Origin of the sequence: Bradyrhizobium sp. SZCCHNGR1005 (genome assembly GCF_032489995.1) — a bacterium.
GTDB lineage: Bacteria > Pseudomonadota > Alphaproteobacteria > Rhizobiales > Xanthobacteraceae > Bradyrhizobium.
The window spans coordinates 16,180-42,251 of the sequence record NZ_JAUEZC010000007.1; the positions used below are offsets into that span (position 1 = coordinate 16,180).

Sequence of the window (26,072 nt, forward strand, 5' to 3'; positions counted from 1 at the left end):
CCAATGCTGGACCGTCGCGAGGTGATTGCAGGCGCAACCGCAACCTTGGCGGCTGGCGATGTCGGTCTCGCGAGTTCAGCCGCGCCTGCCGGGCCATGGCAAAAAGCGGCTCCTACCGATGCCGGCCTGACGGCGGACCTTGCGCCGCGTCTCGACAGACTGATCGCGGACAAGCGCGTATGGGGCCTGCACGGCGTGCTCGTCGTGCGCCACCGGCGGATCGCGTTGGAACGCTATTTCGAGGCGGAAGACAATAATTGGGGGCAGTCGCTGGGCCTCGTGCGATTTGGCCCAGATACGCTGCACAATCTCTATTCGGCAACCAAGAGCATCGTCGCGCTGCTCTATGGCATCGCGCTCGCGGACGGCAAGGTTCCGCCGCCAAACGCGCCGCTCTACGCGCAGTTCCCTGAATATCAGGACCTGGTTGCGGCCGATGAACGGCGCAGGCAGCAGACCATCGGACATGCGCTGTCGATGTCGCTCGGCACCCGATGGAACGAGATCGGTTTAGCCTACGACAGCCCAGATAACGACGAGATCGGCATGGAGATGGCGGAGGATCGCTATCGCTTCGTGCTGGAGCGGCCAGTCATCGGGCCTCCTGGCAAGCGCTGGCAATACAGTGGCGGCGCGACCGCGCTGCTCGGCCGGCTGATTGCCAAGGGCACGGGGCGTTCATTGCCCGACTATGCGCGCACCGCGCTGTTCGATCCGCTCGGCATCGGCCGCACGGAATGGATCACCAGCAGCGAGACCTGGGTCGGCCGGCAACGCGGCTCGGCCGATGGCGAGCCGGTGGCAGCTTCCGGCCTGCGCATGACGCTGCATGATCTCGCGCGCATCGGCCAGCTCGTGATGGACGATGGCAAGGTTGGTGCGCGCCAAGTGGTGCCCGCGGATTGGCTCACGGAGTGTTTCGTCCCGCGCGTCTCCGTCAACGAGCTGCAGCGCTACGGCTATCAATGGTACCTTGGCGACATGGAGTTTCGCGCCGGCGACAAGGTGCATCTGGAGCATTGGGTCGGCGCCGCAGGCAATGGCGGCCAGCGGCTCTATGTTATGCCTGATCTCGACCTGATCGTTGTCGTCATGGCAGGAAACTACAGCGCGCCCGATCAATGGATGCCGCCGATCCGCGTCGTGCGCGAGGCCGTGCTGCCGAGCCTGTTGATGTGATGATTGATGCCGGTAAGCACTTGGCGGCGCGCCCGATGGCTCTCCTCAAATGGCTTCTTATCGTCCTTGCCGGGCTCTACGCTTGCGGGCTTGCCGTGCTGTTCGTCAAGCAGCGCACGATGCTGTTTCCGATCCCGCCGGTCGGCCGCACGGCACCTGACGCGGCTGGATTTCCGCAGGCCGAAGAGCATGTGCTGACCTCGGCCGATGGCGAGAAGGTCGTCGTCTGGCATGTGCCGGCCAGGCCCGGTCGCAAGGTCGTGCTGTATTTCCACGGCAACGGCGATGTCCTGGCGGGTCTCGTCCCGCGCTTCAAGGCGTTGACGGCCGATGGCACCGGCCTCGTCGCGCTATCCTATCGCGGCTATGCCGGTTCGACCGGCAGTCCGAGCGAGCACGGGCTGCTATTGGACGCCGACGCTGCCTATGCCTTCACGGCCGCGCGCTATGCACCTGACCGCATCGTGGCCTGGGGCTTCTCCCTCGGCAGCGGCGTCGCCACCGCGATTGCGGCCGACAAGCCGATCGCCAAGCTGATCCTGGAAGCTCCTTATACGTCCATTGTGGAGGTTGCCGGCGCCATGTTCCGGTTCGCGCCGGTCAGCCTGCTCATGCTGGATCGGTTTCGATCCGATCTGCGGATCGCACGCGTCAAAGTGCCGCTGTTGATCATGCATGGGGAGAAGGATCCTGCGATTTCGATCCGCTTCGGGGAACGACTATACAGGCTTGCGCATGACCCCAAGCAATTCGTAGCGTTTCCTGACGGCGGTCACAACGATCTGGATAGGTTTGGTGCGACGGAGACAGCGAAGCGATTCATCGACGGATCATAGGACCAATATCACGCGTCTGTTGTGCTGGTTTGTTGCTGTCGCGCTGCTCGCGACGTGGCCTGTGAGCGCGCAGGCCGCCACCGGGCTTGATGGCGCTGCCATGGGCTGGCCGTTTGCCTTGCCCTTTGCCGGCCTGCTGCTCTCGATCGCGCTCGGGCCGCTCTTGTTTCCCAAGTTCTGGCACCATCATTACGGCAAGGTCGCGGCTCTCTGGTCGCTCTTGACCTTCGCTGCGCTGACATCGTCTGCCGGCCCGACGCCTGCGTTCGAGGGATTCATTCACGCGCTGCTCGGCGAATATTTCAGCTTCATCGTGCTTCTGTTTGCGCTCTACACCGTGACGGGCGGCATTCTCGTCACGGGCGACATCAGAGGCACGCCTGCGACCAATGCCGGCATTCTGGCGCTGGGAACGATGATCGCCTCCATCGTCGGGACCACCGGCGCCGCGATGATCCTGGTGCGCCCCTTGATCCGCGCCAATTTGACCCGCCGGCACAATGTCCATGTCCTGGTCTTCTTCATCATCCTGGCCGGCAATGTCGGCGGCGCGTTGAGCCCGCTCGGCGATCCGCCGCTGTTCGTTGGCTTCCTGCGTGGGGTCGATTTCTTCTGGACCACACGGCACATCTGGCCGCAGACCGCGATCGTAGCGGGGCTGCTGCTGGCCATTTTCGTCGCACTCGACTGGTGGCTGTCCCGCGCTGAACCAGGGATGGGCGATAAGACGCGGTGCGAGCCGGTTCGAATCCGTGGTCTCGTCAACCTCGTGCTGATCGGAGCCGTGGTTGCCAATACGCTGTTCTCAGCGAACTGGCACCCAGGCGTGACGTTCGACGTGTTCGGCACGCATCTGGAGCTGCAGAATCTGGTTCGCGATGCGCTGCTGGTCGTGATCGCCATGCTGTCGTTGTGGCTGACGCCTGACGAACATCGCGAGGCCAACGGCTTCAACTGGGAGCCGATCCGGGAGGTCGCAAAGCTGTTCGCGGCGATCTTCACCGCGATCGTTCCGGTGGTGGCGATGCTGCATGCGGGTCGCAGCGGCAGCTTCGCCTGGCTGTTGGATGCGGTCACGACCCCGAGCGGGGCGCCGCGGGAAGTGGCCTATTTCTGGTTCACCGGATTGATGTCCGCGTTCCTGGACAATGCGCCGACCTACCTCCTCTTCTTCGAGCTCGCCGGCGGCAATGCGTCGACTCTGATGCAGGAGCTGTCCGGCACGCTGGCCGCGATCTCGATGGGCGCCGTCTATATGGGCGCGCTGACTTATATCGGGAACGCGCCCAACTTCATGGTGGAGGCAATCGCCCGCGAGCGCGGCATCAGGATGCCGAGCTTTTTCGGCTATATGCTGTGGGCGGCAGCGGTGCTGATTCCGCTCTTTCTCCTGCTCACCTTCCTGCCGATTTCGCCGCGGCTCGGCGCCGGTTAAGCTAGTGCCAAGCTGGTGCCGGTGCGGCGGGCATCGCGGACGCACAATTGAGGGGCTCTGTCACATGAGTGCTGTGAACGCGACGCCCAGATCGGCCGTGGTCTTTCCCGCATTGGCCGTGGTGCTGTTTGCGCTGGTGACAGCCACGCATTACGAGTTTGCGCCCACATTAGGCGGCCTCGTGTTCGCTGGCGGATTGCTGATCGTTCTGTTCGGGACGGTGTTTGCGGCCGTGCATCACGCCGAGGTGATCGCGCATGAGCTCGGCGAGCCCTATGGAACGCTGCTTCTGACCTTGGCTGTCACGGTGATCGAGGTGGCGCTGATCGCGACCATCATGCTCGGCGACAAGTCGGTGCCGACGCTCGCCCGGGATACCGTGTTTGCGGTGGTGATGATCGTCTGCAACGGCCTGGTCGGAATCTGCGTTTTCATCGGCGGCCTGCGCTACCGCGAGCAGGATTTCCAGGTCTCGGGCGCGAATCTGTATCTCAGCGTGCTGTTCACGCTGGCGACGATCACGCTGGTGCTCCCGAATTTCACCTTGACCGAGACAGGGCCGGTCTATTCCGCCGCCCAGCTCGGATTCGTCAGCGTGGTCACGATCCTGCTCTATGCCGTTTTCCTCTACACCCAGACGACGCGACACCGCGATTATTTCGTGAGCGGCGCTTCGGCATTCACCGACCATGATCCGAAATTGCCGCCGCGGATGCTCGCGTTCAGCATCGGCCTCCTGCTGGTGGCATTGCTGTCGGTCGTGCTGCTTGCCAAGAAGTTCTCGCTGGTGGTCGATGCCGGCGTGGCCGCGACCGGCGCCCCGCCGGCCTTGGCCGGCGTGCTGGTGGCGGCGCTGATTCTGCTGCCCGAGAGCGTTGCGGCGATCTCGGCTGCGCGCGCCAATGATCTGCAGCGGAGCATCAACCTGGCGCTCGGCTCTTCGCTTGCGACCATTGGGTTGACCATTCCCGCGGTCGGGCTGGCCGGCTACGCGCTCGACAAGCCCCTGGTGCTCGGCCTGAACCCGCCTGGAATGGCGCTCCTGATTCTGACATTCGTGCTGAGCATGCTCACCTTCGGCACCGGCAGGACCAACGTCCTGTTTGGGCTGGTGCACATGGTCGTGTTCGCCGTATTCGTGTTTCTGTTGTTCGTGCCGTGATCAGCAGGGAACGTGAGATGCTCAGCGCCAAATCCGATATTCAGGTCGACACTCCCGAAGTGCGCGTCACCGAATGGCGCCTGGCCCCCGGCAGCGCCACCGGCCGTCACATTCATGAGATGGATTATGTCATTGTTCCCGTCACTGCCGGCGAGATGACCATCGTGGCGCCAAGCGGGGAACGGAACTCGGCGCAGCTTGCAGTCGGGAAATCTTACTTCCGCAAAGCAGGTGTGGAACACGACGTGCTGAACGAGACGTCTTCCGAGATTGTCTTCCTAGAAATTGAGTTGAAGCCGTAAAGCTTTTCTTTACTAAAATGCCACTGATGTGTCGTATCTGATCCCATAATTGTGCCTCAAAGTTCCCCCAAATACCGGCGGGGAGTGGTCAGCATGCTGAAATATCTGAAAAAGCTCGCCATGGAGATCGTCCCGTCGGTGGTTGCGACCATCCTCGGGGCGTACATCGTCAATCACTACATCAACGCCAAGCCCGCCACCTCTGCAGCCACGGTCGCGGCTGTGGCGCCGACGACGGTCGACTCCAAGAACGACGCTTCCAAGAACGACGCTCCCAAGGCTGACGCTTCCAAGACGGCCGGTGCGAAGCCGGACGCCAAGCCGGCGGAGACGTCGGTCGAGCTCTCGAACTTTCCCGGTCCCGGCATCAAGGCTAAGGGCATTGCCGAGAAGTCGGTGAGCGAAAAGGCTGCTGGAGAGAAGTCGATCGAGGCCAAGCCGGCTGAGACGGCAAATGCGCCCGCCGAGGCGCAGCGCCATGTGCCAGCGCGGGAAAAGCTGATCGCGCGCAGCACGCCCGCTGAGATGCCTGCTCCGGAAGAGCACCGCGACGCCGCCGATCTGGCCCGGGCCGCAATCGAGCGGCTGCGGGCGAGCGAGGCGACCAAACCTGCCGAGAAGCCCTCGGATCCTGCTCGTGCTCCGGCGGATCCGTCGCGCATCGTGACCGCTGCCCCGCCGCCGGTGTCTCCGGTGCGGCCATTGCCGCCTCCGATCACCGTGTCCACGCCACCAGCCGACACGTCGGTCGTGCTTGGTCCTCCGCCCGGCAACCCTGCGATTACCGGCTCGGTTCAGCCGGACGGGCGTCCGACGCCGCCGGCCGATATCCCCCTGGCTTCGCCGCTCCGCCCGCTCGATCTGCGCGCCGACACGGAATCCGCCAAGGAGCGCATGCATAACGTCGCCGAGGATATGCTCTCCGCGGCCAAGTCGGTGTTCCACGCGGTCATCCCGAAGTAATTCGTCGGGCAATGCTTCCGGTCGGATCGGGCCGGAAAGCTGAATTAGACGAGACGTCGGTGGTCGCCGTCGCCGCGGTCCTTCCCTGCGGCGCTCTGTCGCAGGTAGACGACCTCGGTCTCCCGATGATTGTGCAGCCGGGCATTGGAGCCCATGACGACGGCGTGTGAACCGACGACGCCATAGCCCAAAACAAAAGCGCGAGCCCGAAGGCCCGCGCTGTCATCTCAAAACTCGAATTGGTTCGCGATCAGCGCATGCCGCCGCTGCGCGCACCTGCGCCCGGACCACGGCCCGCACCCCGGTCACCACCGGCGCCAGCGCCGAACACCGGCTTCGGCTTCATCGGCAGCAGGCCTTCACGCTGCAACTTCTTGCGCGCCAGCTTGCGTGCGCGGCGCACGGCTTCGGCCTTTTCCCGGGCTTTCTTCTCAGAGGGCTTCTCGTAATGTCCGCGGAGCTTCATCTCGCGGAAAATACCCTCGCGCTGCATCTTCTTCTTGAGCGCCTTGAGGGCTTGATCGACATTGTTATCGCGAACGAGAACCTGCACGCGGCATCCTCTTTCTCAGTACATCGGTTTGGAATCGGGTGAAGCCAGGGCTGGCAAATGGCCTCGCCCTTAACCTTGAGCGCGCCGATGTATCAGACTACGGGACCAATGTCCACCCGCCCTGGTAACCCTGACGCAAAGTTTAGCTGTTCCGCGGGCGGGTAGGATCAGGCGGATTTCGGCGGGGTCGGCGACACCAGCGTCACGTGTCCCATCTTGCGGCCGGGTCGCGGGGTACCTTTGCCGTAGAGGTGGACGGTCGCGCCGGGGACGGTGAGCCATTGCTCGTAGGTGTTGATCTCGTCGCCGATCAGATTGGTCATCGTGACCTCGCCGTGGCGTACCGGCTTGCCCAGCGGCCAGCCGGCGATGGCGCGGATGTGCTGCTCGAATTGCGAGATCGAAGCGCCGTCCAGGGTCCAGTGCCCCGAATTATGCACCCGCGGCGCGATTTCATTGACGAGCACGCTCGGCCCCTGTTTGCCGGGCACCACGAACATTTCGACTGCGAGCACACCGACATAATCGAGCGCGGTCGCGATCCGGCCGGCGATCTCGCGCGCCTGCTCGGCGAGCGCGTCCGGGATTGCGGCCGGCGCCCGCGAGATCTTCAGGATGTGATCGCGGTGTTCGTTCTCGGTCACGTCGAAACATTCGACCTGGCCGTCGGCCGCCCGCGCAGCGACGACCGAGATCTCGCGCTCGAATGGAACAAACGCCTCGAGGATCGCGGACCTCGTACCGAGCTCGGCCCAGGCGCGCTCGAGATCGTCGCCCTGGCGTATCTTGATCTGGCCCTTGCCGTCATAACCGAAACGGCGGGTCTTGAGCACGCCGGGCAGGCCGATGCGGACGATCGCCTCGCGCAAGCCCGCCACCGAGGAGACGTCGGCGTAATCCGCAGTCCGAATGCCGAGCGAGGTGACGAAATCCTTTTCGGCAAGGCGATCCTGCGTCGTTTCCAGCACCGTCCGGCTCGGCAGCACCGGCCGCCTCGCAGCCAGCACCATGGCTGCCGCGGAGGGGACGTTTTCGAATTCATAGGTCACGACGTCGACGTCGTTGGCGAAGAACTCCAGCGCCTCGACATCGGCATATTCGGCGCAGGTGGCGCGCTGCACGACGTCGAAAGCCGGAGAATCCGGATCCGGCGAAAACACCTGGCAGCGCAGTCCGAGCCGCGCCGCCGCGAGCGCCAGCATGCGCCCCAATTGTCCGCCGCCGAGAATGCCGATGGTGTCGCCGGGCTTGAGCCGCACCGGATGAGACGCAGTCACGCCGATCCCTCCGGGCGTTCGGCGACCTGCTCGGTCTGCTGTGCTCGCCAGGCTGCCACGCGCGCCGCAAGTTCCGCGTCGGTCAGCGCAAGCACGCTTGCCGCCAGAAGGGCCGCGTTGATCGCGCCGGACTTGCCGATCGCGAGCGTCCCGACCGGAATTCCGGCGGGCATCTGCACGATCGAATAAAGCGAATCGAGCCCGGACATGGTCTTGGACTCCACGGGCACCCCGAATACCGGCAGTTCGGTCAAAGCGGCGGTCATGCCGGGCAGATGGGCGGCGCCTCCGGCGCCGGCAATGATCACCTTGAAGCCGGCCGCCTTCGCTCCCTTGGCAAACGCGTAGAGCCGATCGGGGGTCCGATGCGCGGATACGATGCGGGCGTCGTAGCCTAATCCCAGCTCCGCCAACGTATCGGCGGCATGGCGCATGGTATGCCAGTCCGACTGGCTTCCCATGATGATGGCGATCGGGGCAGTCATAAGCTCAATTCTTCTCGGGAATCCAGAAACATGAGCCGGAGTATAGGGGCCGGCCCGACCGCGGCAAGGCATGGTAAGGAGACGCGAATGCACTATCCCGTCTTGGCGAATCGCGGCAAGCCCATAAGTAGCGTTCCGCCGCCGATGTTCGCGCAACGTTCTGGCGAGTTTCGGATGCGTGGATCGCGCGCCGATCGACCGCCACGGTGCGGCTCGAATCGTGCAGATTGAGTTCGAAGTTCCGTCATGTGCCACCGCTCGAACTGCAATCCGCCGAGGCACGGCGGTGCGCGTCAGGGATTCGATGAAACAGAAGCGTAATGGGCGGCCCCGCGTATGGGCGAAACCAGGGATCCTGGTTCGGCGGCAGATCCGGACATTCGGTGACGCGCAAGCCGAGGTCAGTTTCCCGGGTACGCGTCAGACCATTCACCGGCTGCGGCGGGAACTTGCGCAGGCGGCGAGGCAGATCGAAGAACTCAAGGCGAGTGCCGAGCGGGACTTCCTCCTCGACATCTTCAACCGGCGAGGATTCGTCCGCGAATTGGATCGGTCCGCAGCTTACATCAAGCGCTACGGGGCGACCGGTGCACTGATCCTGCTCGATGTCGACCGTTTAAAGCCGGTCAACGATACCTTCGGCCACGCGGCAGGCGATGAGGTTCTGAGGGCGGTAGCGCGCACCCTGTCGGGGCAGGTGCGCTCGTCCGATGTGGTCGGGCGGTTGGGCGGTGACGAATTCGGCATCCTGTTGTGGAACTTGAGTGCGCTGGATGCTGCTGCCAAGGCTCTCACGCTGGAGCACGCGATCGATGCGCTGAGTTTCGAATTCGAGGCGCAAACCGTGCGGGTCGGTGCATCGGCGGGCGTTGCGATTCTGGACCCGCACACGGATGCCGCGCGCGGCCTGGAAGCGGCGGATCGCGCCATGTACATCCGCAAGAGAGAGCGACGGTGCGCTTCGATTCCGAAATTCGCAAATGAATGCGCCGCGAGCTGATCGATGTTCGGAATCGAAGCATCGTCCGGTCAGTTCGTCCGGTTTGGCAACGCATCCGAGGATGTGCGGTTACATCCCGCCGAGATCGTCCGGCACCTGCCCGAATTTGCGTAACAGCCGTGCATCGCTGAACTCGCCCATCATGGGATCGCCGCTGCGGCTGAAGGCAACGGCGCCGATATTCCCCTCCAGGTGCGACATCATCTCCGCGCGCAGCAGCGCCGTGGTCGAGCTTTGGCATTCCTCTGCGGTGCCGGCGATCAGCATGCCGGAGGCATCACGCGTGAACGGCATCGCGACATAGTAGGTGATCTCGGACATTGCGCTATCTCCTGACGCTCCTTTCAACTGACCAATGCTCTGCGAAGCTCACCCATCGCGGCGCGAGCTGCCAGCTTATGCGGCTTCGCTGTTTGCGCGATCGAGCGGGTTCGGCACGCAGCCGCAGACCACCGCAGCGCGCAGCTCCTGCAATTCCAGCTCGAGATATTCGTTGGCCATGATCAGGGCTTTGATGGTCGAGCGGAGATTGCCGCTGCACATCGCGATCGCCTGATCGCAGGCGCGTTCGTAAAGGCCATCATCGGACGGGAAGGCTGCTTGCATCGGGATCTCCCTTGGTCGGGGTGACGTCGGCGCGTTGCCAGGGCGGTGAATACTGTGCCGATTGTTCCTGTTTTGTTCTGGATTGTCAATCGTGTTTTCGATGATCGGGAGATCCGGGTCCGATCGGCGTTTTTGCCGACGGCGTAAAGGCAACCGACTATCGCTTCGTGAGCCGCATCCCTCGCGCCGGCTTGCGGCCAAGCCGGGCGGCCCGCTCGCCAAGGCCTACAGATCAAGCGATGATATCGGGCGTGATCTGGTCTTCGATGAAGGCGATCCGATCGCGCAACAACAGCTTGCGTTTTTTCAACCGCTGCAGCCGCAAGAGATCTGGCGCGGGCGATTGATGCAGCGCATCAATCGCCGCGTCGAGGTCGCGGTGTTCCTGCTGCAAGCGTGCGAGTTCTGCGTGCAACTCGCGCTCGTCTGGATCGGCCATGATCTATATTAGCAAAAAAGCACAGAGGGAGGAAAAGGCTTGCGGAGGGACGATCGACTATTGCTGCAGCGAAGCTGCGACGCAAGTCACGATGTTCCCGATGTCCGCATTGTCCTGCCGAATTTCGCGTTCGCGCAAGTCAGGACTGCGCGTGATCTGCTCACGCTTCATTACACATGGTGCGCAAATTTGCGCCCGCGGTTCTTTGGCCCATCGACACGACAAGCGAGTCGTGTACACTCAATAATCCTGGTCGAATCTCAGGTTAACTCACCAAGGAGGTTGCGAATGGCCATTCAGGCGCATCTCGTTGAACTGGAACGTAAGCACAAAGTTCTTGAAAACGAATTGCATGATGCTCTCCTGCACCTTTCGACGGACGACCTGCGAATTGCCGAATTGAAGCGACGAAAGTTGATGGTGAAGGACGAGATCGAGCGCTTGAAGCTCGCCACTAGCGAAACGGTTCACTGAAGGCGAACCACATCATTTTCGAAATCCTTCTGGGGTGGACGGTCTCGCTCCATCCCAGATGGCATGCTGACCTAACCTGCTTACCTGGCCGCCTACTTGGCTCTTGTCCCATTTGGCTCGTTCCCATGATGAACGAGCGGCTTTCCTAAATACCTGCGAGCTCGCCGACATGGTCGGCAATCGCCAGCGACGATGTCAGTCCCGGCGATTCAATTCCAAACAGATTGATCAGCCCTGCAACGCCGTGATCGCTGGGGCCCTGAATCAGAAAGTCCTGCGTCGCCACGGCGGGCGGTACGATCTTGGGGCGCATGCCGGAATAGGCCGGCATCAGCGCACCATCGGGCAGCGTCGGCCAATATCTGCGGATCGCCGGATAAAACCGCTCGGCCCGTGCCGGATCCACCGCATAGTCGATATGATCGACCCATTCTACGTCGGGACCGAAACGGGCCTGTCCCGCCAGATCTAGCGTCAGGTGCACGCCGAGGCCGCCGGGCTCCGGCACCGGATAGATCAATCGCGCAAACGGCGCCCGGACGCTGCAGCTGAAGTAGTTGCCCTTGGCCAGATAGGCCGGCGGAATCAGCGCGAGCGGCATGCCGTCGATCATGCGCGCCACCGCGGGTGCATTCAGCCCGGCCGCATTGACGAGCAGCCGGCAGCCGAGGATCATCGGCTGGTCGCCGCCGGCATCGAGCTCGATCTGGTCTGCATCGGCCTTGGCCCGCAGCAGCGGCGTGTGAAAGGCAAATGCGGCTCCTGCGGCTTCTGCTTCGCCGCGCAGCGACAGCATGTAGGCGTGACTGTCGATGATGCCCGTCGATGGCGACAGCAGCGCGGCCGCGCAGGCGAGCGCAGGTTCGAGGGCGCGTGCTGCATCCCCTGACAGCAACTGCAGGTCGTCGACCCCATTTGCCGCCGCGTGCGCGCGAATGCCTTGCAGTTTGTCGGTTTCGTTCGCGGTCGTCGCTACGATCAGCTTGCCGCAATTGCGGTAGGGAATGCCGTGCTCGTCGCAATAGCGATAGAGCAAGCGCTTGCCTTGGACGCAGAAGCGCGCCATCAGGCTGCCGGCCTTGTAGTAGATGCCGGCATGGATCACCTCGCTATTGCGCGAGGAGGTGACGGTGCCGATGTCCTCGGCCGCCTCCAGGACCACGACCTCGCGGCCGGCCTTTGCCAATCGCCGGGCAATCGCGAGGCCAACGACACCGGCGCCGATAACGACGCAGTCGACCTTATCCATGGTGTGACCGCCGCTGCATAGTTAGCAAACTCGCGGATCTGCACGCCGCAGTTGCGGGGCAAAGGCGGAGCGGCGATCCTGATTTTAACGAGGCATTCATCATCATTGGTCAAAAGCGGACGTCGGCGCCGCCGTTTTCGCGAAGCGCGAGAAGCCGTTTACCCGATCCAAACGCGTCCGACCAGAGATTGTGCTCCCGAAATCCGCGGGTGATCGATGGCTGGCAACAATTGGCAGGCAGGCGGCAAGAATCTGATTCCTGCGCAGGCCATTGCGGGCTTCGCTGCAGTTGCGATGTCGCTCGCGCCTGTGCGGAGCCTGGCTGCGAACGTCCCGCAGCAACGCGCCTTCGGCGATGTCGATGCAAACGTGCTCTGGGAAATGCTCATCGGAGGCCTTGTCGTCTGCGCGTTTCTCGCCTCTGTCCTGCTGTGGGTCCATTCGGCGCTGCGCCGTTACAAGCGCGAACAGTTGCATCGCGACGCATTCGTCAGTTCCGCGCTGAACAATCTCAGCCAGGGCATCATGATGACCGATGCGGCCAACCGCATCGTCTTCTACAATGATCGCTTCTTGGACATCTATGGCCTGAGCCGCGCCGACATTCCGCGCGGCTCGACCGGCCGCGAACTCGCCGAGCTTCGGCGCAAGCGCGGCTTGCTCAACCTGTCGATCCAGGAATACGCCCGTCGGGCGCGCGAACCGGAGGGCTACGTCACCGAGCTGCCGGATGGCCGCGCGGTGGTGGCGAAACTGTTTCATCTGCCGGATGGCGGTTCGATCGGAGTTCACGAGGATTGCACCGAGCGGCGCAGGCTGGAGCGGGAGCTCGCCTCGACCAAGCAGTTCCTGGAATCGGTGCTGGACCACGTGCCGGTCTGCGTAGCCGCCAAGAACATCGACGACGGCCGCTATATCTTCGCCAACCGCGCCTTCGAGAAATTCTCGGGCCTGCCTCGCGAGCGAATCACGGGCCGGCGCGCCAGCGAGTTGTTCTCACCCGAAACGGCTGCGAATATCGAGGCCGCAGACCGCGCTGCATTGCTTGCGTCCAGCGAGGCCTACCGCAGCGAGCTGATGATCCGGCGCGGCGAGGAACGGCGCATCCTCGCCTCCAATCGCGTCATCGCGCGCAACGAGAAGAACGAACCGCAGTTCCTGATCGCGCTGCTCGACGACGACACCGAGCGCCGCGCCTTGAGCTACGAGCTCGAAAACGCCAAGAGGTTCCTCGAGCTCGTGGTCGACAACATCCCGGTTTCGCTGATCGTCGAGCGCGTCAGCGACGGCCGCTATCTGCTTGCCAACCGCAGCGCGGAGATGATCCTCAATCGCCGGCGCGAGGACGTCACCGGGCTGACCACCGCCGACATCTTCAATCCGCGGGAGGCCAAGCTGATCATCGCCCGCGATGAGGCCGCGATCAAGAAGCGCAGCCTGATCACCGAGGAGCACCCGATTTCGACCAAGGACGGCCTGCGCCTGTTCCTGACAAGGCGGATGATCGTCAACGGCGACAATGACGAGCCGCAATATCTGATCAAGACCTACGAAGACGTGACCGACCGTCGCCAGACCGAGTCGCGGATGGCCCACATGGCCTATCATGACGGCCTGACCGACCTGCCCAACCGGGCCGCCTTCCTGCAGGCGCTCAGTCAGATGATCGAAGCGTGCGGGGCGACCTGCGAGGAGTTCGCGGTTCTCAACGTCGACCTCAAGGGGCTGAAGGAGGTCAATGACGTCTTCGGCCATGCGATCGGCGACAAGCTCCTGATCGAGGTTGCGCATCGGGTCCAGGACGCCGCACGGGGCGGGGTCGTGGCGCGGCTGTCGGGCGACGAGTTCGGCTTGATCATCGACGGCAAGCAGCCCGAGGCCGGGCAGCGGCTGGCCGAGCAGCTGGCGCAAGCCATCGCCATCGAGTTCCAGATCGACGGCAAGTCGATCCGCACCGCGCTGACGACGGGCATCTCGGTGTTTCCGCACAATGGCTCGGATCCTGCCTCGCTGCTCGCCAATGCCGGTGCGGCCCTGTTCCGTGCCAAGGCCAAGTCGCGCGGAAGCATCACCTTCTACGAGCCCGAAATGGATCAGCAGATCCGCGATCGTCGCGTGCTGCACCAGGAGCTCTCGGTCGCGATCAAGAACGGCGAACTGTCGCTGTATTTCCAGCCGCAGGCGAGTTCCGGCCGCACGGTGGACGCCAGCGAGATCATCGGCTTCGAGGCGCTTGCCCGCTGGCAGCACCCGCAGCGCGGCTTCGTTCCGCCGAGCGATTTCATCCCGCTGGCCGAGGAAAGCGGCCTGATCGTCGAGATGGGCGAATGGATTCTGCGCGAGGCCTGCCGCGAGGCGGCGTCCTGGCCCAAGCCGCTGCAGGTCGCCGTCAACCTGTCGCCGGCGCAATTCGTTCACGGCGATCTGGTCGGGCTTGTGCACTCGATCCTGATCGAGACCGGTCTCACGCCGGACCGGCTGGAGCTCGAAATCACCGAAGGCGTGCTGATCGAGGATTTCGATCGCGGTCTCGGCCTGCTGCGACGGCTGAAGGCGCTCGGGGTGCGGATCTCGATGGACGATTTCGGTAGCGGTTATTCCTCTTTGAGCTATCTGCAGGCGTTCCCGTTCGACAAGATCAAGATCGACCGTGCCTTCGTCATGAATCTCGGACGCACCCCGCAGTCCGCCGCGATCGTGCGCGCGGTGATCGATCTCGGTCACGGCATGAACATGCTGATCGTGGCCGAAGGGGTCGAGACGCCGGAGCAGCTCGGGTTCCTGGCCGAGGAAGGCTGCGACTCCGTTCAGGGCTATCTCCTGGGCAAGCCGCTGCCGATCGAGAAATATGATGCGCTGGTCGGCCGCAATGATGCCAATGTCATGGAGTCAGTGCGCAAGACCGGTTAGGTAAAGCGCGCACCATTTCGGCGCGCTTCGGCACATTCGCGCATGACGGATTACGATCTGGCGGTCATCGGTGGCGGGCTGAACGGCGCAAGCCTGGCGCGCGATGCCGCCGGCCGCGGGCTGCGCGTGATTCTCATCGAGCAGGGCGATCTCGGCGCTGCGGCCTCCTCGGCGAGCTCGAGGCTGGTCCACGGCGATCTTGCCATGCTGGAGCGCCGCGGCTTGCTCCGGGTCCGCGCGGCGCTGTCCGAACGCGACATCTGGCTCGATATCGCGCCGCATCTGGTGCGGCCGATCCGGTTTGCTGTTCCCGCGCACGCCAATGAGCGTCCGCCCTGGCGCCTGCGCGCCGGGTTGTGGCTTTACGATCGGCTGGGCTCCCACAGTCGCCTGCCGGCCGCAACGACCCTGGACGTCACGCACCACCCGATCGGCAATGCGCTGCAGCGCCCGATCGGCACCGCCTTCGAATATTCCGATTGCCTGGTGGACGATTCGCGCCTGGTCGTGCTGACGGCGCTCGATGCGGCGGAGCGGGGCGCCGCCATCTGCACCGGCGCCCGGTGCGTGCGCGCTGATCGCGATCGGATCTGGCGGCTCGCGGTGATCGATCGCGGCTACCGGCGCATCCTGACCGCGCGTGCGCTCGCCAACGCCACCGGCGCCTGGAGCGCGTCCACCGCAGAAACAGTGTTGCGCCAGCCCTCGTCACGGCTCGTCGCGCGGCAGGTGAGCCAGATCGTCGTGCCGCGCCTGTTCGATGTCGATACCGTCTACGTGTTCCAGAATCCGGATGGGCAGCTGATCTTCGCCAGTCCCTATGCGCGGGATTTCACGCTGGTCGGCACGGTCTCCCATGCCTTCAAGGGCGACCCCGCGGTGGTCGCGGTGCCGGCCGTGGATGTCGCCTATCTCTGCACGGCCGTGAACCGCTACTTCCGGGCGGAGATCCAGCCCGTCGACGTGATCAGGACCGTGTCGGGTGCCAACATGGTGTTCGCGCGCGACGGTGGTCGCGCGCCGGCGGCCAGTATGATGGACTTTGATGCCGGCCGGAGCCGGGCGCCGCTGCTGACCCTCTCGGGCGGTGATGTCACCACCGTCAGGCGTCGTGCTGAACGCGCCATCGACCGGCTCTCGCGGGTTTGTCCGATGGCGCCGCGCTGGACGGCGCGGACGCCGCTGCCGGGCGGAGATTTTGCCTGGGACCGCTTCGACGAGCAGGTCGAGCTCGCGCGCGAGCGCTGGCGCTTTCTGACCGAGGCAGAGGCGCAGCGTCTGGTTGGCGCCTATGGCTCCCGGCTCGCCGACATATTGGGCGAGGCCAAGAGCCGCACCGATCTCGGTCGGAGCTTCGGGGCGGAGCTCACGGAAGCCGAAGTGCGCTATCTCATGGCCAAGGAATGGGCACGGTTCGCCGACGATATCCTCTGGCGCCGCACCAAGCTCGGTCTGACGATGACGCCGGCGGAGCGGGACGCGCTGGCGGCCTTCATGGGGGGCGCAGCCTCAGGGCAGGCTGTGGGCGTCCTGGACGTCCTGGGCGATCGGAGAGGGGATAGCGCGACGACGCCGGTTGAGCCGCGGCCGATCCGTCGTTAGCTTGCGGCGGGCATCGCAACGCTTATCGGGACATGGCTGAGGACATCGCGAATACGGAGATCGCCGCGGAGCCGGCCAAGCCCTTGCCCTTGCCGGATCCGATCATGCCGCTGCTGCGCATGGAGGGCGTCGTCAAGGCGTTCGGCGGTTTTCGCGCGGTCGATGGCGTTTCGCTCGAGATCCACGCCGGCGAGTTTTTTGCGCTGCTCGGCCCGAGCGGCTGCGGCAAGACCACGCTGCTGCGGATGCTGGCCGGCTTCGAGACCCCGGACGAGGGACGTATCCTGCTCGGCGGCGAGGATATCGCGCAGGCGCTGCCGCATCAGCGTCCCGTCAACATGATGTTCCAGAACTACGCGCTGTTTCCACATTTGTCGGTCTACGACAACATCGCCTTCGGTTTGAGACGGGCCGGCATGGCGCGGCGCGAGATCGCCTCGCGCGTGGCGGAGATGGTCGCGCTGGTCAGGCTGGAGGGGCTGGAGAAGCGCAAGCCCGACCAGCTCTCCGGCGGCCAGAAGCAGCGCGTGGCGCTGGCGCGGTCGCTGGCACGGCGGCCGCAAGTGCTGCTGCTCGATGAGCCGATGGCCGCGCTCGACAAGAAGCTGCGCGAGAGCACGCAAGTGGAGCTGATGGAGTTGCAGCGCCGGCTCGGCATGACCTTCATCATCGTCACCCACGACCAGGACGAGGCGATGACGGTTGCAAACCGGATCGGCGTGATGGACGCCGGCCGGTTGGAGCAGGTGGCGACGCCGCGGCGCCTCTATGAAGAGCCGGCCTCGCGCTGGATCGCGGAGTTCGTCGGCGACGTCAACCTGTTCGAGGGCGAGGTGAAGGGGCACGAGCCGCATCGGTTGACGATCGCGACGCGCAATGCCGGCGAGCTCGTCGCCGCCGCGCCGCTGATGCCGCTCGCCGAGTCGGCTGTTGCGGTCGCGATCCGGCCCGAGAAAGTGCGGCTGGCGCGACGCGGGCCCGCGACCGACGCGCTGACCGCCCATGCGATCAACCGCATGGAGGGCGTCATCACCGAGGCCAATTATCTCGGCGGCACCACGGTCTACAAGGTCAAGCTCGACAGCGGCGCTGTGCTGCGCGCGGCAGCGGCCAACACCGCGCGGCTCGACGTCGATGGCTATGGCGTCAGCCATCGCGTGGTGGCGTGGTTTACGCCTGACGACTGCGTGGTGCTGGAACGATGAGCGCGCGCCGCACCTTTGCCCGTCCGGCGCGGCTGGCCGCGATCGCGCCTTACGTCTGGATGGCGCTGTTTTTCCTGGTGCCGTTCGGCTTCATCGTGAAGATCGGCCTGTCGCAGACGGTGATCGCGCAGCCGCCCTACGCGCCGGTGTTTTCCGTGGCGAACGGTTGGACTGGGATCAGGGACGCTTTCGCCGCGCTGTCGGTGGATAATTTCCGCCTGCTGCTCTCGGACGATCTCTATCTGTTGTCTTATCTGCGCAGCCTGATGGTGGCAGCGACCTCCACCGCGATTCTGCTCGCGATCGGCTATCCCATCGCCTATGCCATGGCACGCCTGCCCAGGCGCTGGCAGGCAACCGCGATGCTGCTCGTCATCGTGCCGTTTTGGACCTCGTTCCTGATCCGCATCTATGCCTGGATCAACATCCTGCAGCACGATGGCCTGCTTAACCAGATCCTGCTCGCATTGCATCTGGTCTCCTCGCCCGTCGCGTGGCTCTCCACCGACACCGCGATGTATATCGGCATCGTCTATTCCTATCTGCCGTTCATGATCCTGCCGCTCTATGCGACGCTGGCGAAGCTGGAGCCTGCGCTGGAGGAAGCCGCCGCCGATCTCGGCGCGTCGCCGCGGGAAACCTTCTGGCTGGTGACGTTTCCGCTGTCGCTGCCCGGCGTCGGCGCCGGAATATTGCTCTGCTTCATCCCGATCGTCGGCGAGTTCGTGATTCCCGATCTGCTCGCGGGCTCGCAATCCCTGATGATCGGCCAGACCCTGTGGCTGGAGTTCTTCACCAACAAGGACTGGCCGGTGGCTTCGAGCATCGCCGTGGTTCTGCTGGTCGTGCTGCTGCTGCCGCTGCTGCTCTACGACCGGCTGCAGCGCCGGCAGCTGGAGGAGGGCAGATGATGTTCTGTTTCCTCCCACTTGCGCCGCTCTGTTCCCTCCCCCCTTGTGGGGGAGGGATAGGGAGGGGGGTAGGCTACGAATACCGTGTCCGTGGTACCCCCACCCCCACCCCCAACCCCTCCCCGCAAGGGGGAGGGGGGCGCACCGGAGTCGTGTGATGGCTCCGAAACTCATCCGCCTGTCCCGCTTCAACATCGCTGCGCTGTCGCTCGGGCTCGCCTTCCTCTATCTGCCGATCCTGATCCTGGTGATTTATTCCTTCAACGCCTCGCGGCTGGTCACGGTGTGGGGCGGCTGGTCGCTGCGCTGGTATCACGAGTTCTTCAACGACGACGCGATGATCGATGCGGCCTGGATGAGCCTGCGGGTGGGCGCGACCTCCGCCACGATTGCCACCGTGCTCGGGACGCTCGCCGCAGTCGCGCTGTCGCGCGGGCAAGGCTTTCGCGGCAGAACGCTGTTTTCCGGCATGCTCTATGCGCCGCTGGTGATGCCCGAGGTGATCACCGGATTGTCGCTGCTGCTGCTGTTCGTCGCGCTGAATGCCGAACGCGGGATCTGGACCGTGACAACAGCGCATACCACGCTGACGATGTGCTTCGTCGCCGTGGTCGTGCAGTCGCGGCTGGTCGCGCTGGACAGAAGCGTCGAGGAGGCCGCGATGGACCTCGGCTGCGACCCGTTCCGCGCCTTCGCACTGGTCACCTTGCCATTGATTGCGCCGGCGGTCGCGGCCGGCTGGATGCTGGCCTTTACGCTCTCGCTCGACGATCTCGTGATCGCGAGCTTCACCACCGGGCCCGGCTCGGCGACGTTGCCGATCCGGATCTATTCGGAGGTGCGGCTCGGGGTGAAGCCGGAGATCAACGCGATCTGCACGCTGGTCATCGGCGTGATCGCGGTTGTGATCGTGGTGGCCTCGCTGGCCTCAAAATTGTCGAGCGAGCGTGGCGAGAGCGCCGCGCCGTTGTAGATGTCGTCGTCCTTCAGAAAGAACTGAACAGCTCCGCGGCCGTTGCCGCCACATGGCGGTGGATCGCGCCCCGATCCACCGAGGGTGGGTCGACGCAGCAGGTCGGATCGGCGCGGCGTCCGGCCTCGGTGCTCTCGGGCAGGAACACGTAGTGCCCGGCCTCTTCGGCGACGATATCGAGGGTGCTGTTGGGCAATCGTCGATGCAGCCAGCGCGCCGTCGGTGCGAGGACGTCAGCGCCGCCGACCATGATGTGAGTCGGCACGGCGATCGAGGCGATGCTTTCGTCGGAAAAGCATTGCGCGGAACGGCCGGGCGCCAGCAGCAACGCCGCCTTGATGCGGGGATCGCGATAGGATTGCGACATCCGTGCCCAGGACTCGCGGAAGATGCGGCTCTTCTCGAGCAGGCGCGGCAGGTGGTCGACGAGGTCCGGGAATTCGCGCGGGCCGCGGCCGAGATTGGCGCCCGGCTCGAACGGCGAGCGCACCATGACCGCACCGAGCAGGGACGTTGCCGTCGCACCGCCGAGAGAATAGCCGACGGCGACGATGTGATCGGGATCGACAGCTCCGGCGAACTCAGGGATTGTCCCGATCCGATCGAGCAGCAGGGTGATGTCGCGCGCACGCTCCCACGAGCACAGGAAGCCTTCGGCGCGATAGGGCTCGGCGTTGGTGTTGCCGTGATGATCGACGGCAACCGCGATGAAGCCGCGGCTCGCCAGATCGCGCGCCAGCCATTCCTGTTGCAAGCCGTTGCCGCCGGTGCCGTGCGAGAACACCGCGAGTGGATAACGTCCGTCCCTGAGAGGCGCATCGAGCGCGGCCCTGCCGGCCTTGAACCAGCCTTGCGGCAGCGGAGCCATCGGCAATTCCGCTTCGGCTGCAGCGTCCGGGGCCGGATACCACGCCGCCCAGTTCACGGGCCGGGGCGCGTCGCCGTCCCAGTTCGGCCGTGCCGGATCCTCGAAGCGGCCGCGCGCAAATCCAATCAGCATCTGTCCATCACGACTTCACCGCGCCTGCGGTCAATCCGCCCACCATGTAGCGCCTGAAGACATAATAGACCGCAGCCGGCGGCAGCGCATAAATGAAGCCGGTGGTCATCAGAAGCTCCCAGGGCGAATCGTCGGCAGCAAGGAAGTTGCCGAGCGCGACCGGAAGGGTGATGTCCTTGTCGTTCGACAGGAGCAGGAAGGCGTAGAGATATTCGTTCCAGGCGAGCAGCACCGCGTAGGTGCCGATCGCAACCAGCGAGGGCATCATCAACGGCAGATAGACCAGGCGGAAGATCTGCAGCGGACTCGCGCCGTCCATGACTGCGGCCTCGTCGAGTTCGACCGGCAGCTTGTCGGAAGCCTGTTTCAGCACCCAGATCGCGTAGGGCGAGGCGATGGTTACCATCGCGAGGATCAGCGACCAGTGCGTGTTGAGCAGTCCGTATTTGCCCATGGTTCGATACATCGGCACCGCGAGGAATGCGGCGGGGATGAAATAGGTGAACAGCGCCAGATTCATCACCATCCGGCTGCCGGGCACCCGCAGCCGCGAGATTGCGAACGCTGCGGAGGTGGCAATCACCAGCGTCAGCGCGCCGACCGCGGCTGCGATCAGCACGGAATTGCCGAATTGCAGCCAGAAGTCGCGCAGGAAATAATGCTGCTGGTGGAATACGATCGAGAAGTTGTGCAGGGTCGGATGATCCGGCCACAGCTTGCCGGAAAACGCGTCCTCCTTCGGCGAGATCGCGAACAGGAACATGTGATAGATCGGAACCATGGTCCAGATGAAGACCGGGATGCCGATCAGGAGCAGGCCGGCCTCATTGCCGATTTCGCGTAAGGTCGGGAGCTTCATCGCGACAGCCGTTTCATCATGAAATAAACCAGGGGCAGCACCAGGGGCAGCGCGCAGACGATGGAGGCCATCGCGAGGCTGAGCTGGTCGAGCCGGAGATAGCGGATGCCGAGCGTGGACAGCACATGGGTGAGGTCGGCCGGCCCGCCGCCGGTCAAGAGATAGACGCTGTTGAAGTCACCGAGCGTCCAGATCATCGAGAGCAGCGTGCAGGTGATGTACAGCGTCTGCATCGATGGCCAGGTGACGTAGCGGAATTTCTGCCACCAGGTGGCGCCGTCGACATCGGCGGCCTCGAACAGATCGTGCGAGATCGCAAGCCGCCCGGTCATCAGGATCAAGGTCCAGAACGGCAGCGACTTCCAGATGTGGACGCCGATCGCCATCGACAGCGCCACGGTCGGATCGTTCAGCCAGTTCGGCCCGTCATCGCCGGTGAACTGGAAGATCAGTTGATTGATGACGCCCCATTCGGGGTTGAGCATGAAGCGCACCGACAGGATGGTCGGGATCGACGGCACGGCCCAGGGCAGGATGAAGATCACGGAAAGCCATCTGATCCAGCCGCGCTGCTGCACGAAGAAGCCGGAGAGGAACAGCGCGATCAGCATCTTCAGATTGATGCCGATGACCAGGAAGATCAGCGTGTTGATCGCGGCGCGCGCGAAGATCGGATCGTTGTAGAGCGCGACATAGCTGGCCGGATGCCGCGCCAGCCAGAGGCCGTAGCCGACCGGATAGACCACGAAGGCGAGGAAGACGAGCAGATAGGGCGCGAGCATCACGATGCCCCAGACCTGCGGGGACGTCAGCCGGGGCGGGCGTGGGGCGACCGCTATCGCCTGGTCCGATGCTGAGAGTGTGATCGCCATATCGTCGCTTTCTAACGGTGACGCTGCTGCAGTGGCGGTGTCGTCCCGGCGAACGCCGGGACCCATACGCCGCGGCAGGTGCTGTTGAAAGGCGGCGTCAACGACGTCCTTTCCTCATCACGGCGGCCGGCGGTTATGGGTTCCCGCTTTCGCGGGGACGACACCAGTGTTCGGGTGGCCATTCTGCCTAGCCCGCGACCTCCTTGATCCGCGCGATCAGCTCGTCCACGGCCTTGTCGACCGGCACCTTCTCGCTGACCACGCGGTTCATCGCCTTGGCCCAGACGTTCTCGTTGTTGAGGATCGTGAACTTGTAGTTCTTGGTGAAGTCGAACGGCGTCGTGCCGCCGGTGAACTGGGCATAAACCGCCTTGCGGTGACGGTCGGCCTGCCAGAACGGGCTCTTCTGGCCGGCGAGCGTGACCGGGAACCAGCGGCCGAGCGCGCCTTCGACATAGGGCCCGAGATTTTCTTCCTGCATCAGGAATTTAATGAACTGCTTGCCTTGTTCCTTGTGCTTGGCGTTGGCGAAGATCAGACCCGTCTTGACGTCGGAGCGGTATTTGATCGGCGTGCCGTCCGGCTTGTTGGGGAAGGACGCGGTGATGATGTCCTCCTCATAGGCCTTCTTGCCGGCGGCGCGCTGCTCGGGCGTCAGTGCCGGGTTGGTGGAGTCCTCGAACCATTTCGCCGCGATCGAGATCGTGAAATTGTGGGTCATCACGATCGTCTTGTTGTGGAAGGCGACGTTGTTGTCAGGGTCCTTCCAGGTGGTCGACGAGGGCGGGGTGCAGCCCTTGATGTAGGTGTCGGTGTAGTCCTTGAGCGCGTGGATCAAGCCGTCGCGCACCTTGGGATCATCGACCAGCAGCTTGCCTTCGTCATCGACCAGCTTGACGTTATAGGCGTCCATGAAGGTGTAGAACGATTGAAAGGAGTCGGTCGACTCGACGCCCATCGGCTGGCCGACGCCGTAGATGCGCTCGCGGGTGGCCTTGCGGACCGCGGGTTGCACCTTGTCGCACCAGAACGACCAATAATCCTCCCATTTGGTCGGAATGTCGCTCTGCTTGAACCCGGCCTTCTGCAGCATGTCGCCCCAGATCTGCACATGCATGCTCTGCTGCTTCAGCGGGAAGCCGTAATAGGCCTTCTTCTTGGTGACGTTGTTGTAGAGATAGGTGGTCTCGATTGTGTTGGGCGCGAACTCCGCCTTCATCGGCACGAGAATGTCGCTGAGATCCTCCAGCTTGCCCTCATAGGCCCACTTGCCCTGCGCCTGCACGTCGTAAGTGTCCGAGTAGGCGACGTCGGGCACGGTGCCGGAATCGAGCGCCGCCACCGTCTTCGGGATCATGTCCTGGATCGCATATTGCGACAGCTCGACCTTGATCCCGGTCTTGGCCTCGAATTTCTTGACGACGTTCAAGAGCGCATCGTCTTCGGACTTGTAGAAGCCCTTGCCCCACCAGACGGTGATGGTGTCCTGTGCGACGGCTGGTGCTGCAGCGCAAAACAGCCCGGCAACTGCAGCCGCGAGCGAAAGCGCCCCCATTCCTCTGGATCTCACGTGTCTCTCCCTGTTCCGCCGATCTTGTGGTCGGTCGCAGGAAGACTAGCGCAGTGCGAAGGTGCGATCCAGTTGCATGTTGTCAGACATAGGTCGCGGTTCGTTGGTCCGCGGACTTGACCCGCGCGACACTGAGCCGCACGCGACACGTGAGCAGAGGATCGTTCTCTAATTCGACTTGCTTTGGTCGTTGTTGCGGTCGTTGCTGCCCTGAGCCTCAGGCGAAGACGGCGCGGGCGTCTCCTGCGGCGTCGGCCGCAAGCCTCCACCTGTAAAATGTTCGAGCACGCCGCGGATGGTGTCGCGGGTCTTGCGGTCCTTCACCGCATCGAGCAGCGGTGCAGCCGCCGGGGCGCGGCGGATCAGGCTCTCCGGATCCGGGAAGATCAGCGGGTCTTCCCACGGCCCCTGCACCACGAAGGGCAATTCGAAGCTGTTGCCGCCATTGGCGGGCGCAGGCAGGCTCGCGACGCCCTTGAAGTCGTATTCCCGCGTCGGCACCGATGCCGTGCCTGTCATGGTGATGCGCGCGGTCGGCCCCTCGACGCGGATATCTTCGGCGGTGGCGATGCCGTCGGCGAATCTGACCGCGATCGTGAGATTGTCATAGGGCGTCGCGCCGCTGCGGAAATTGCCGCTGCCCGACAGAGGCCGTCGCTCCAGCCGTTTCAGCAATTGCTCCACGTTGAAGCCGGAGATCGCGCCATCGTGCCCCTGCAAGGTGGCCGTGCCGTCGAGCGACTGCGCAAGCCCGAACGGGCTCGAGCCCGATGCGGTCAGCGAGACGTTGAGATTGCCGTGGCCGGACAGCGACGAGACGCCGAACAATTCGCTGGCGCAGCCCTGCAGGTCGACGTCGCTGAACTGCAATTCCGCCTTGACGTCGGCCATGGTGTCGGCGCGCGCAACGCCGAACGATCCGCGGATCATGCCGCCGCACATCTGCGCTTCGCCGACCGACAGCGCGAGCACGCCGTTGCGCAAATTCGCCCCGAATGCGGTACGTCCGAGTTTCGACGGTCCCACCGTGACCCGCGCCGCCGACAGGCGCATATCGAGATCGGTGGTCGAGAGCGCCTTCAGGTCGAACAGCTGCCGGTTCCAGTCGCGCGCGCCGTTCGCGAGCAGACGGAAGGTCGAGATGTAAGGCGTAAAGTCGAGCGCGTCCGCGGCCAGTGTCGCCTGCAAGGTCTGCCGGCCGTTGTTCGCATAGGTCATCACGCCTTCGGCGGAATTGCCATCGAGCTCGACATTGACGTTGGTCAGCGCGATCGAGGCGCCCACCACATTGGCCCGTGCACGGAGCGCAAAGCGGCCGAAGCCGCTGCCGCCGAGCGGCGTCTGTCCGGTCCAGCGCAGCGCCTCGCGCAGCGAGGGGCTGTCGACGGTGAGCGTGCCTTCCATCAGGGCGCTGGTGCGGTTGGCGATGGTGCCATCGAACGCGACCTTCAGCGGCGGACTGGCCAGCCGCATCTTCAGGCCCGAGCGGTCGCCCGAGAGCGCGGCGAGGAAGTCGCTCACGCTGATCGCGCCTTCGATGCGTTGGCCTCGCCAATCGAACTGCCCGGTCGCGGCAAAGGAGCGCGAGATCGACGGCCAGGCCAGCGACAGGTCGATGTCATCGAGCTGTTCCGAGGCGTGCGTGCCGCCGTTCTCATAGGCCAGCGTGCCGTCCTGGATGCGGATCTCGGAGAACGACATCTGGCTCTCGGAGCCGGGTCGCATCGTGCGCGTGATCGTCTGGATGAAGGGCGTCCAGTTGCTGCTGCCGTCCGCGTCGTGAACGACGTTGATATGCGGGCGCAACATCATGAGGTCGGCGATTTCGAAGCGCTGCAACAGCAGCGGCAGCAGCCGCAGATTGGCTGTCAGCACATCGACACGGAGTGCGGGGTCTCCGCTGCCGCCGCCCTTCAACCCGACATCGTGGAAGGAGACGTAGCTGCCCGGAAAAACCGAGATGTCGATATTCCCGTTGACCACGAGCTCCAGCCCGGTCACGGCCCGGATCTGCGCCTCCACCGCCCGGCGCAGCATGTCGCGATTGATGAGCCAGGAGCTGGTGACCATGCCGATCAGCGCCAGCCCGAGCAGCGCCGCAATCGGCGTGCCGAGGCGCCTCATTCCTTGGGCCATGGTCACGGACATTTCTGGATTATCGTCGGATCGCTGTTTCAGGACGATGGGCAGGGCGCGCCGAAACCCGTGCC

25 protein-coding genes are annotated in these 26,072 nt (G+C 64.1%); 13 read left to right on the forward strand and 12 right to left on the reverse strand.

Annotated elements, in window-relative coordinates:
* Nucleotides 1-3: 3 nt before the first annotated feature.
* From QXZ85_RS25665 to QXZ85_RS25690, 6 genes are all read left to right on the forward strand, one after another.
* Entirely contained in the window at nt 4-1,179 is a 1,176-nt protein-coding gene (locus QXZ85_RS25665) for a serine hydrolase (protein WP_315763121.1), read from the forward strand.
* A gap of 35 nt (nt 1,180-1,214) precedes the next feature.
* Nucleotides 1,215-2,015, forward strand: coding sequence for an alpha/beta hydrolase (locus QXZ85_RS25670; RefSeq protein ID WP_315701554.1), 801 nt, complete (start codon nt 1,215-1,217; stop codon nt 2,013-2,015).
* Between the two features lie 100 nt (nt 2,016-2,115).
* Nucleotides 2,116-3,450 (forward strand): sodium:proton antiporter, encoded by a 1,335-nt coding sequence (locus QXZ85_RS25675; protein ID WP_315767737.1) that lies wholly within the window; start codon nt 2,116-2,118, stop codon nt 3,448-3,450.
* A gap of 64 nt (nt 3,451-3,514) precedes the next feature.
* Nucleotides 3,515-4,612, forward strand: a complete 1,098-nt coding sequence (locus tag QXZ85_RS25680) for an ionic transporter y4hA (RefSeq protein ID WP_315701553.1) — start codon at nt 3,515-3,517, stop codon at nt 4,610-4,612.
* A gap of 17 nt (nt 4,613-4,629) precedes the next feature.
* A complete protein-coding gene (locus QXZ85_RS25685) occupies nt 4,630-4,914 on the forward strand; it encodes a cupin domain-containing protein (RefSeq protein ID WP_315701552.1) in 285 nt (94 codons plus the stop codon).
* A gap of 93 nt (nt 4,915-5,007) precedes the next feature.
* Nucleotides 5,008-5,877, forward strand: coding sequence for a hypothetical protein (locus QXZ85_RS25690; protein ID WP_315767488.1), 870 nt, complete (start codon nt 5,008-5,010; stop codon nt 5,875-5,877).
* Between the two features lie 250 nt (nt 5,878-6,127).
* Here the strand turns inward: QXZ85_RS25690 and rpsU are convergent, their stop codons facing one another.
* The 3 genes from rpsU to purE form a co-directional block, all read right to left on the reverse strand.
* A complete protein-coding gene (rpsU, locus tag QXZ85_RS25695) occupies nt 6,128-6,430 on the reverse strand; it encodes a 30S ribosomal protein S21 (RefSeq protein ID WP_315701550.1) in 303 nt (100 codons plus the stop codon).
* Between the two features lie 167 nt (nt 6,431-6,597).
* Nucleotides 6,598-7,707, reverse strand: coding sequence for a 5-(carboxyamino)imidazole ribonucleotide synthase (locus QXZ85_RS25700; protein WP_315701548.1), 1,110 nt, complete (start codon nt 7,705-7,707; stop codon nt 6,598-6,600).
* Entirely contained in the window at nt 7,704-8,192 is a 489-nt protein-coding gene (gene purE / locus QXZ85_RS25705; RefSeq protein WP_315701547.1) for a 5-(carboxyamino)imidazole ribonucleotide mutase, read from the reverse strand. The genes QXZ85_RS25700 and purE overlap by 4 nt, the downstream gene beginning before the upstream one ends.
* 304 nt (nt 8,193-8,496) lie before the next feature.
* On the opposite strand from purE, the gene QXZ85_RS25710 reads away from it, so the two are divergent.
* Nucleotides 8,497-9,192 (forward strand): GGDEF domain-containing protein, encoded by a 696-nt coding sequence (locus tag QXZ85_RS25710; protein WP_315747766.1) that lies wholly within the window; start codon nt 8,497-8,499, stop codon nt 9,190-9,192.
* Between the two features lie 69 nt (nt 9,193-9,261).
* Here QXZ85_RS25710 and QXZ85_RS25715 read toward each other — a convergent pair whose 3' ends face one another.
* From QXZ85_RS25715 to QXZ85_RS25725, 3 genes are all read right to left on the reverse strand, one after another.
* Complete coding sequence (locus QXZ85_RS25715) at nt 9,262-9,513, reverse strand: hypothetical protein (RefSeq protein ID WP_315701545.1); 252 nt, start codon at nt 9,511-9,513, stop codon at nt 9,262-9,264.
* A gap of 75 nt (nt 9,514-9,588) precedes the next feature.
* Nucleotides 9,589-9,798, reverse strand: a complete 210-nt coding sequence (locus QXZ85_RS25720) for a hypothetical protein (RefSeq protein WP_315701544.1) — start codon at nt 9,796-9,798, stop codon at nt 9,589-9,591.
* 232 nt (nt 9,799-10,030) lie between these two features.
* Entirely contained in the window at nt 10,031-10,237 is a 207-nt protein-coding gene (locus QXZ85_RS25725) for a YdcH family protein (protein ID WP_315701543.1), read from the reverse strand.
* A 288-nt stretch (nt 10,238-10,525) separates the two neighbouring features.
* Between QXZ85_RS25725 and QXZ85_RS25730 the strand changes: the two genes are divergently transcribed.
* Entirely contained in the window at nt 10,526-10,711 is a 186-nt protein-coding gene (locus QXZ85_RS25730) for a YdcH family protein (protein ID WP_315701541.1), read from the forward strand.
* 145 nt (nt 10,712-10,856) lie between these two features.
* Here the strand turns inward: QXZ85_RS25730 and QXZ85_RS25735 are convergent, their stop codons facing one another.
* Complete coding sequence (locus QXZ85_RS25735; RefSeq protein WP_315701539.1) at nt 10,857-11,960, reverse strand: NAD(P)/FAD-dependent oxidoreductase; 1,104 nt, start codon at nt 11,958-11,960, stop codon at nt 10,857-10,859.
* A 216-nt stretch (nt 11,961-12,176) separates the two neighbouring features.
* Between QXZ85_RS25735 and QXZ85_RS25740 the strand changes: the two genes are divergently transcribed.
* The 5 genes from QXZ85_RS25740 (at nt 12,177) to QXZ85_RS25760 (ending at nt 19,561) form a co-directional block, all read left to right on the forward strand.
* Nucleotides 12,177-14,870: an EAL domain-containing protein gene (locus QXZ85_RS25740; RefSeq protein ID WP_315767487.1), complete on the forward strand. Its 2,694-nt coding sequence runs from the start codon at nt 12,177-12,179 to the stop codon at nt 14,868-14,870.
* 42 nt (nt 14,871-14,912) lie between these two features.
* The gene (locus tag QXZ85_RS25745) at nt 14,913-16,472 is read left to right on the forward strand and encodes a glycerol-3-phosphate dehydrogenase (RefSeq protein ID WP_315767486.1); all 1,560 of its coding nucleotides are present in this window, start codon (nt 14,913-14,915) and stop codon (nt 16,470-16,472) included.
* 32 nt (nt 16,473-16,504) lie between these two features.
* On the forward strand, nt 16,505-17,677 hold the full coding sequence (locus tag QXZ85_RS25750; protein WP_315701536.1) for an ABC transporter ATP-binding protein: 1,173 nt from the start codon (nt 16,505-16,507) through the stop codon (nt 17,675-17,677).
* Nucleotides 17,674-18,588: an ABC transporter permease gene (locus QXZ85_RS25755; RefSeq protein ID WP_315767485.1), complete on the forward strand. Its 915-nt coding sequence runs from the start codon at nt 17,674-17,676 to the stop codon at nt 18,586-18,588. The genes QXZ85_RS25750 and QXZ85_RS25755 overlap by 4 nt, the downstream gene beginning before the upstream one ends.
* Before the next feature lie 157 nt (nt 18,589-18,745).
* Entirely contained in the window at nt 18,746-19,561 is an 816-nt protein-coding gene (locus QXZ85_RS25760) for an ABC transporter permease subunit (RefSeq protein ID WP_315767484.1), read from the forward strand.
* A gap of 13 nt (nt 19,562-19,574) precedes the next feature.
* On the opposite strand, the gene QXZ85_RS25765 is transcribed toward QXZ85_RS25760, so the two are convergent.
* The 5 genes from QXZ85_RS25765 to QXZ85_RS25785 form a co-directional block, all read right to left on the reverse strand.
* Nucleotides 19,575-20,561, reverse strand: a complete 987-nt coding sequence (locus QXZ85_RS25765) for an alpha/beta hydrolase family protein (protein WP_315767483.1) — start codon at nt 20,559-20,561, stop codon at nt 19,575-19,577.
* Between the two features lie 7 nt (nt 20,562-20,568).
* Nucleotides 20,569-21,420 (reverse strand): carbohydrate ABC transporter permease, encoded by an 852-nt coding sequence (locus QXZ85_RS25770; RefSeq protein WP_315701532.1) that lies wholly within the window; start codon nt 21,418-21,420, stop codon nt 20,569-20,571.
* Complete coding sequence (locus QXZ85_RS25775; RefSeq protein ID WP_315701531.1) at nt 21,417-22,292, reverse strand: sugar ABC transporter permease; 876 nt, start codon at nt 22,290-22,292, stop codon at nt 21,417-21,419. The genes QXZ85_RS25770 and QXZ85_RS25775 overlap by 4 nt, the downstream gene beginning before the upstream one ends.
* Before the next feature lie 187 nt (nt 22,293-22,479).
* Nucleotides 22,480-23,847, reverse strand: coding sequence for an ABC transporter substrate-binding protein (locus QXZ85_RS25780; protein ID WP_409977530.1), 1,368 nt, complete (start codon nt 23,845-23,847; stop codon nt 22,480-22,482).
* Between the two features lie 183 nt (nt 23,848-24,030).
* The gene (locus QXZ85_RS25785) at nt 24,031-25,998 is read right to left on the reverse strand and encodes an AsmA family protein (RefSeq protein ID WP_315763202.1); all 1,968 of its coding nucleotides are present in this window, start codon (nt 25,996-25,998) and stop codon (nt 24,031-24,033) included.
* Nucleotides 25,999-26,072: the final 74 nt, after the last annotated feature.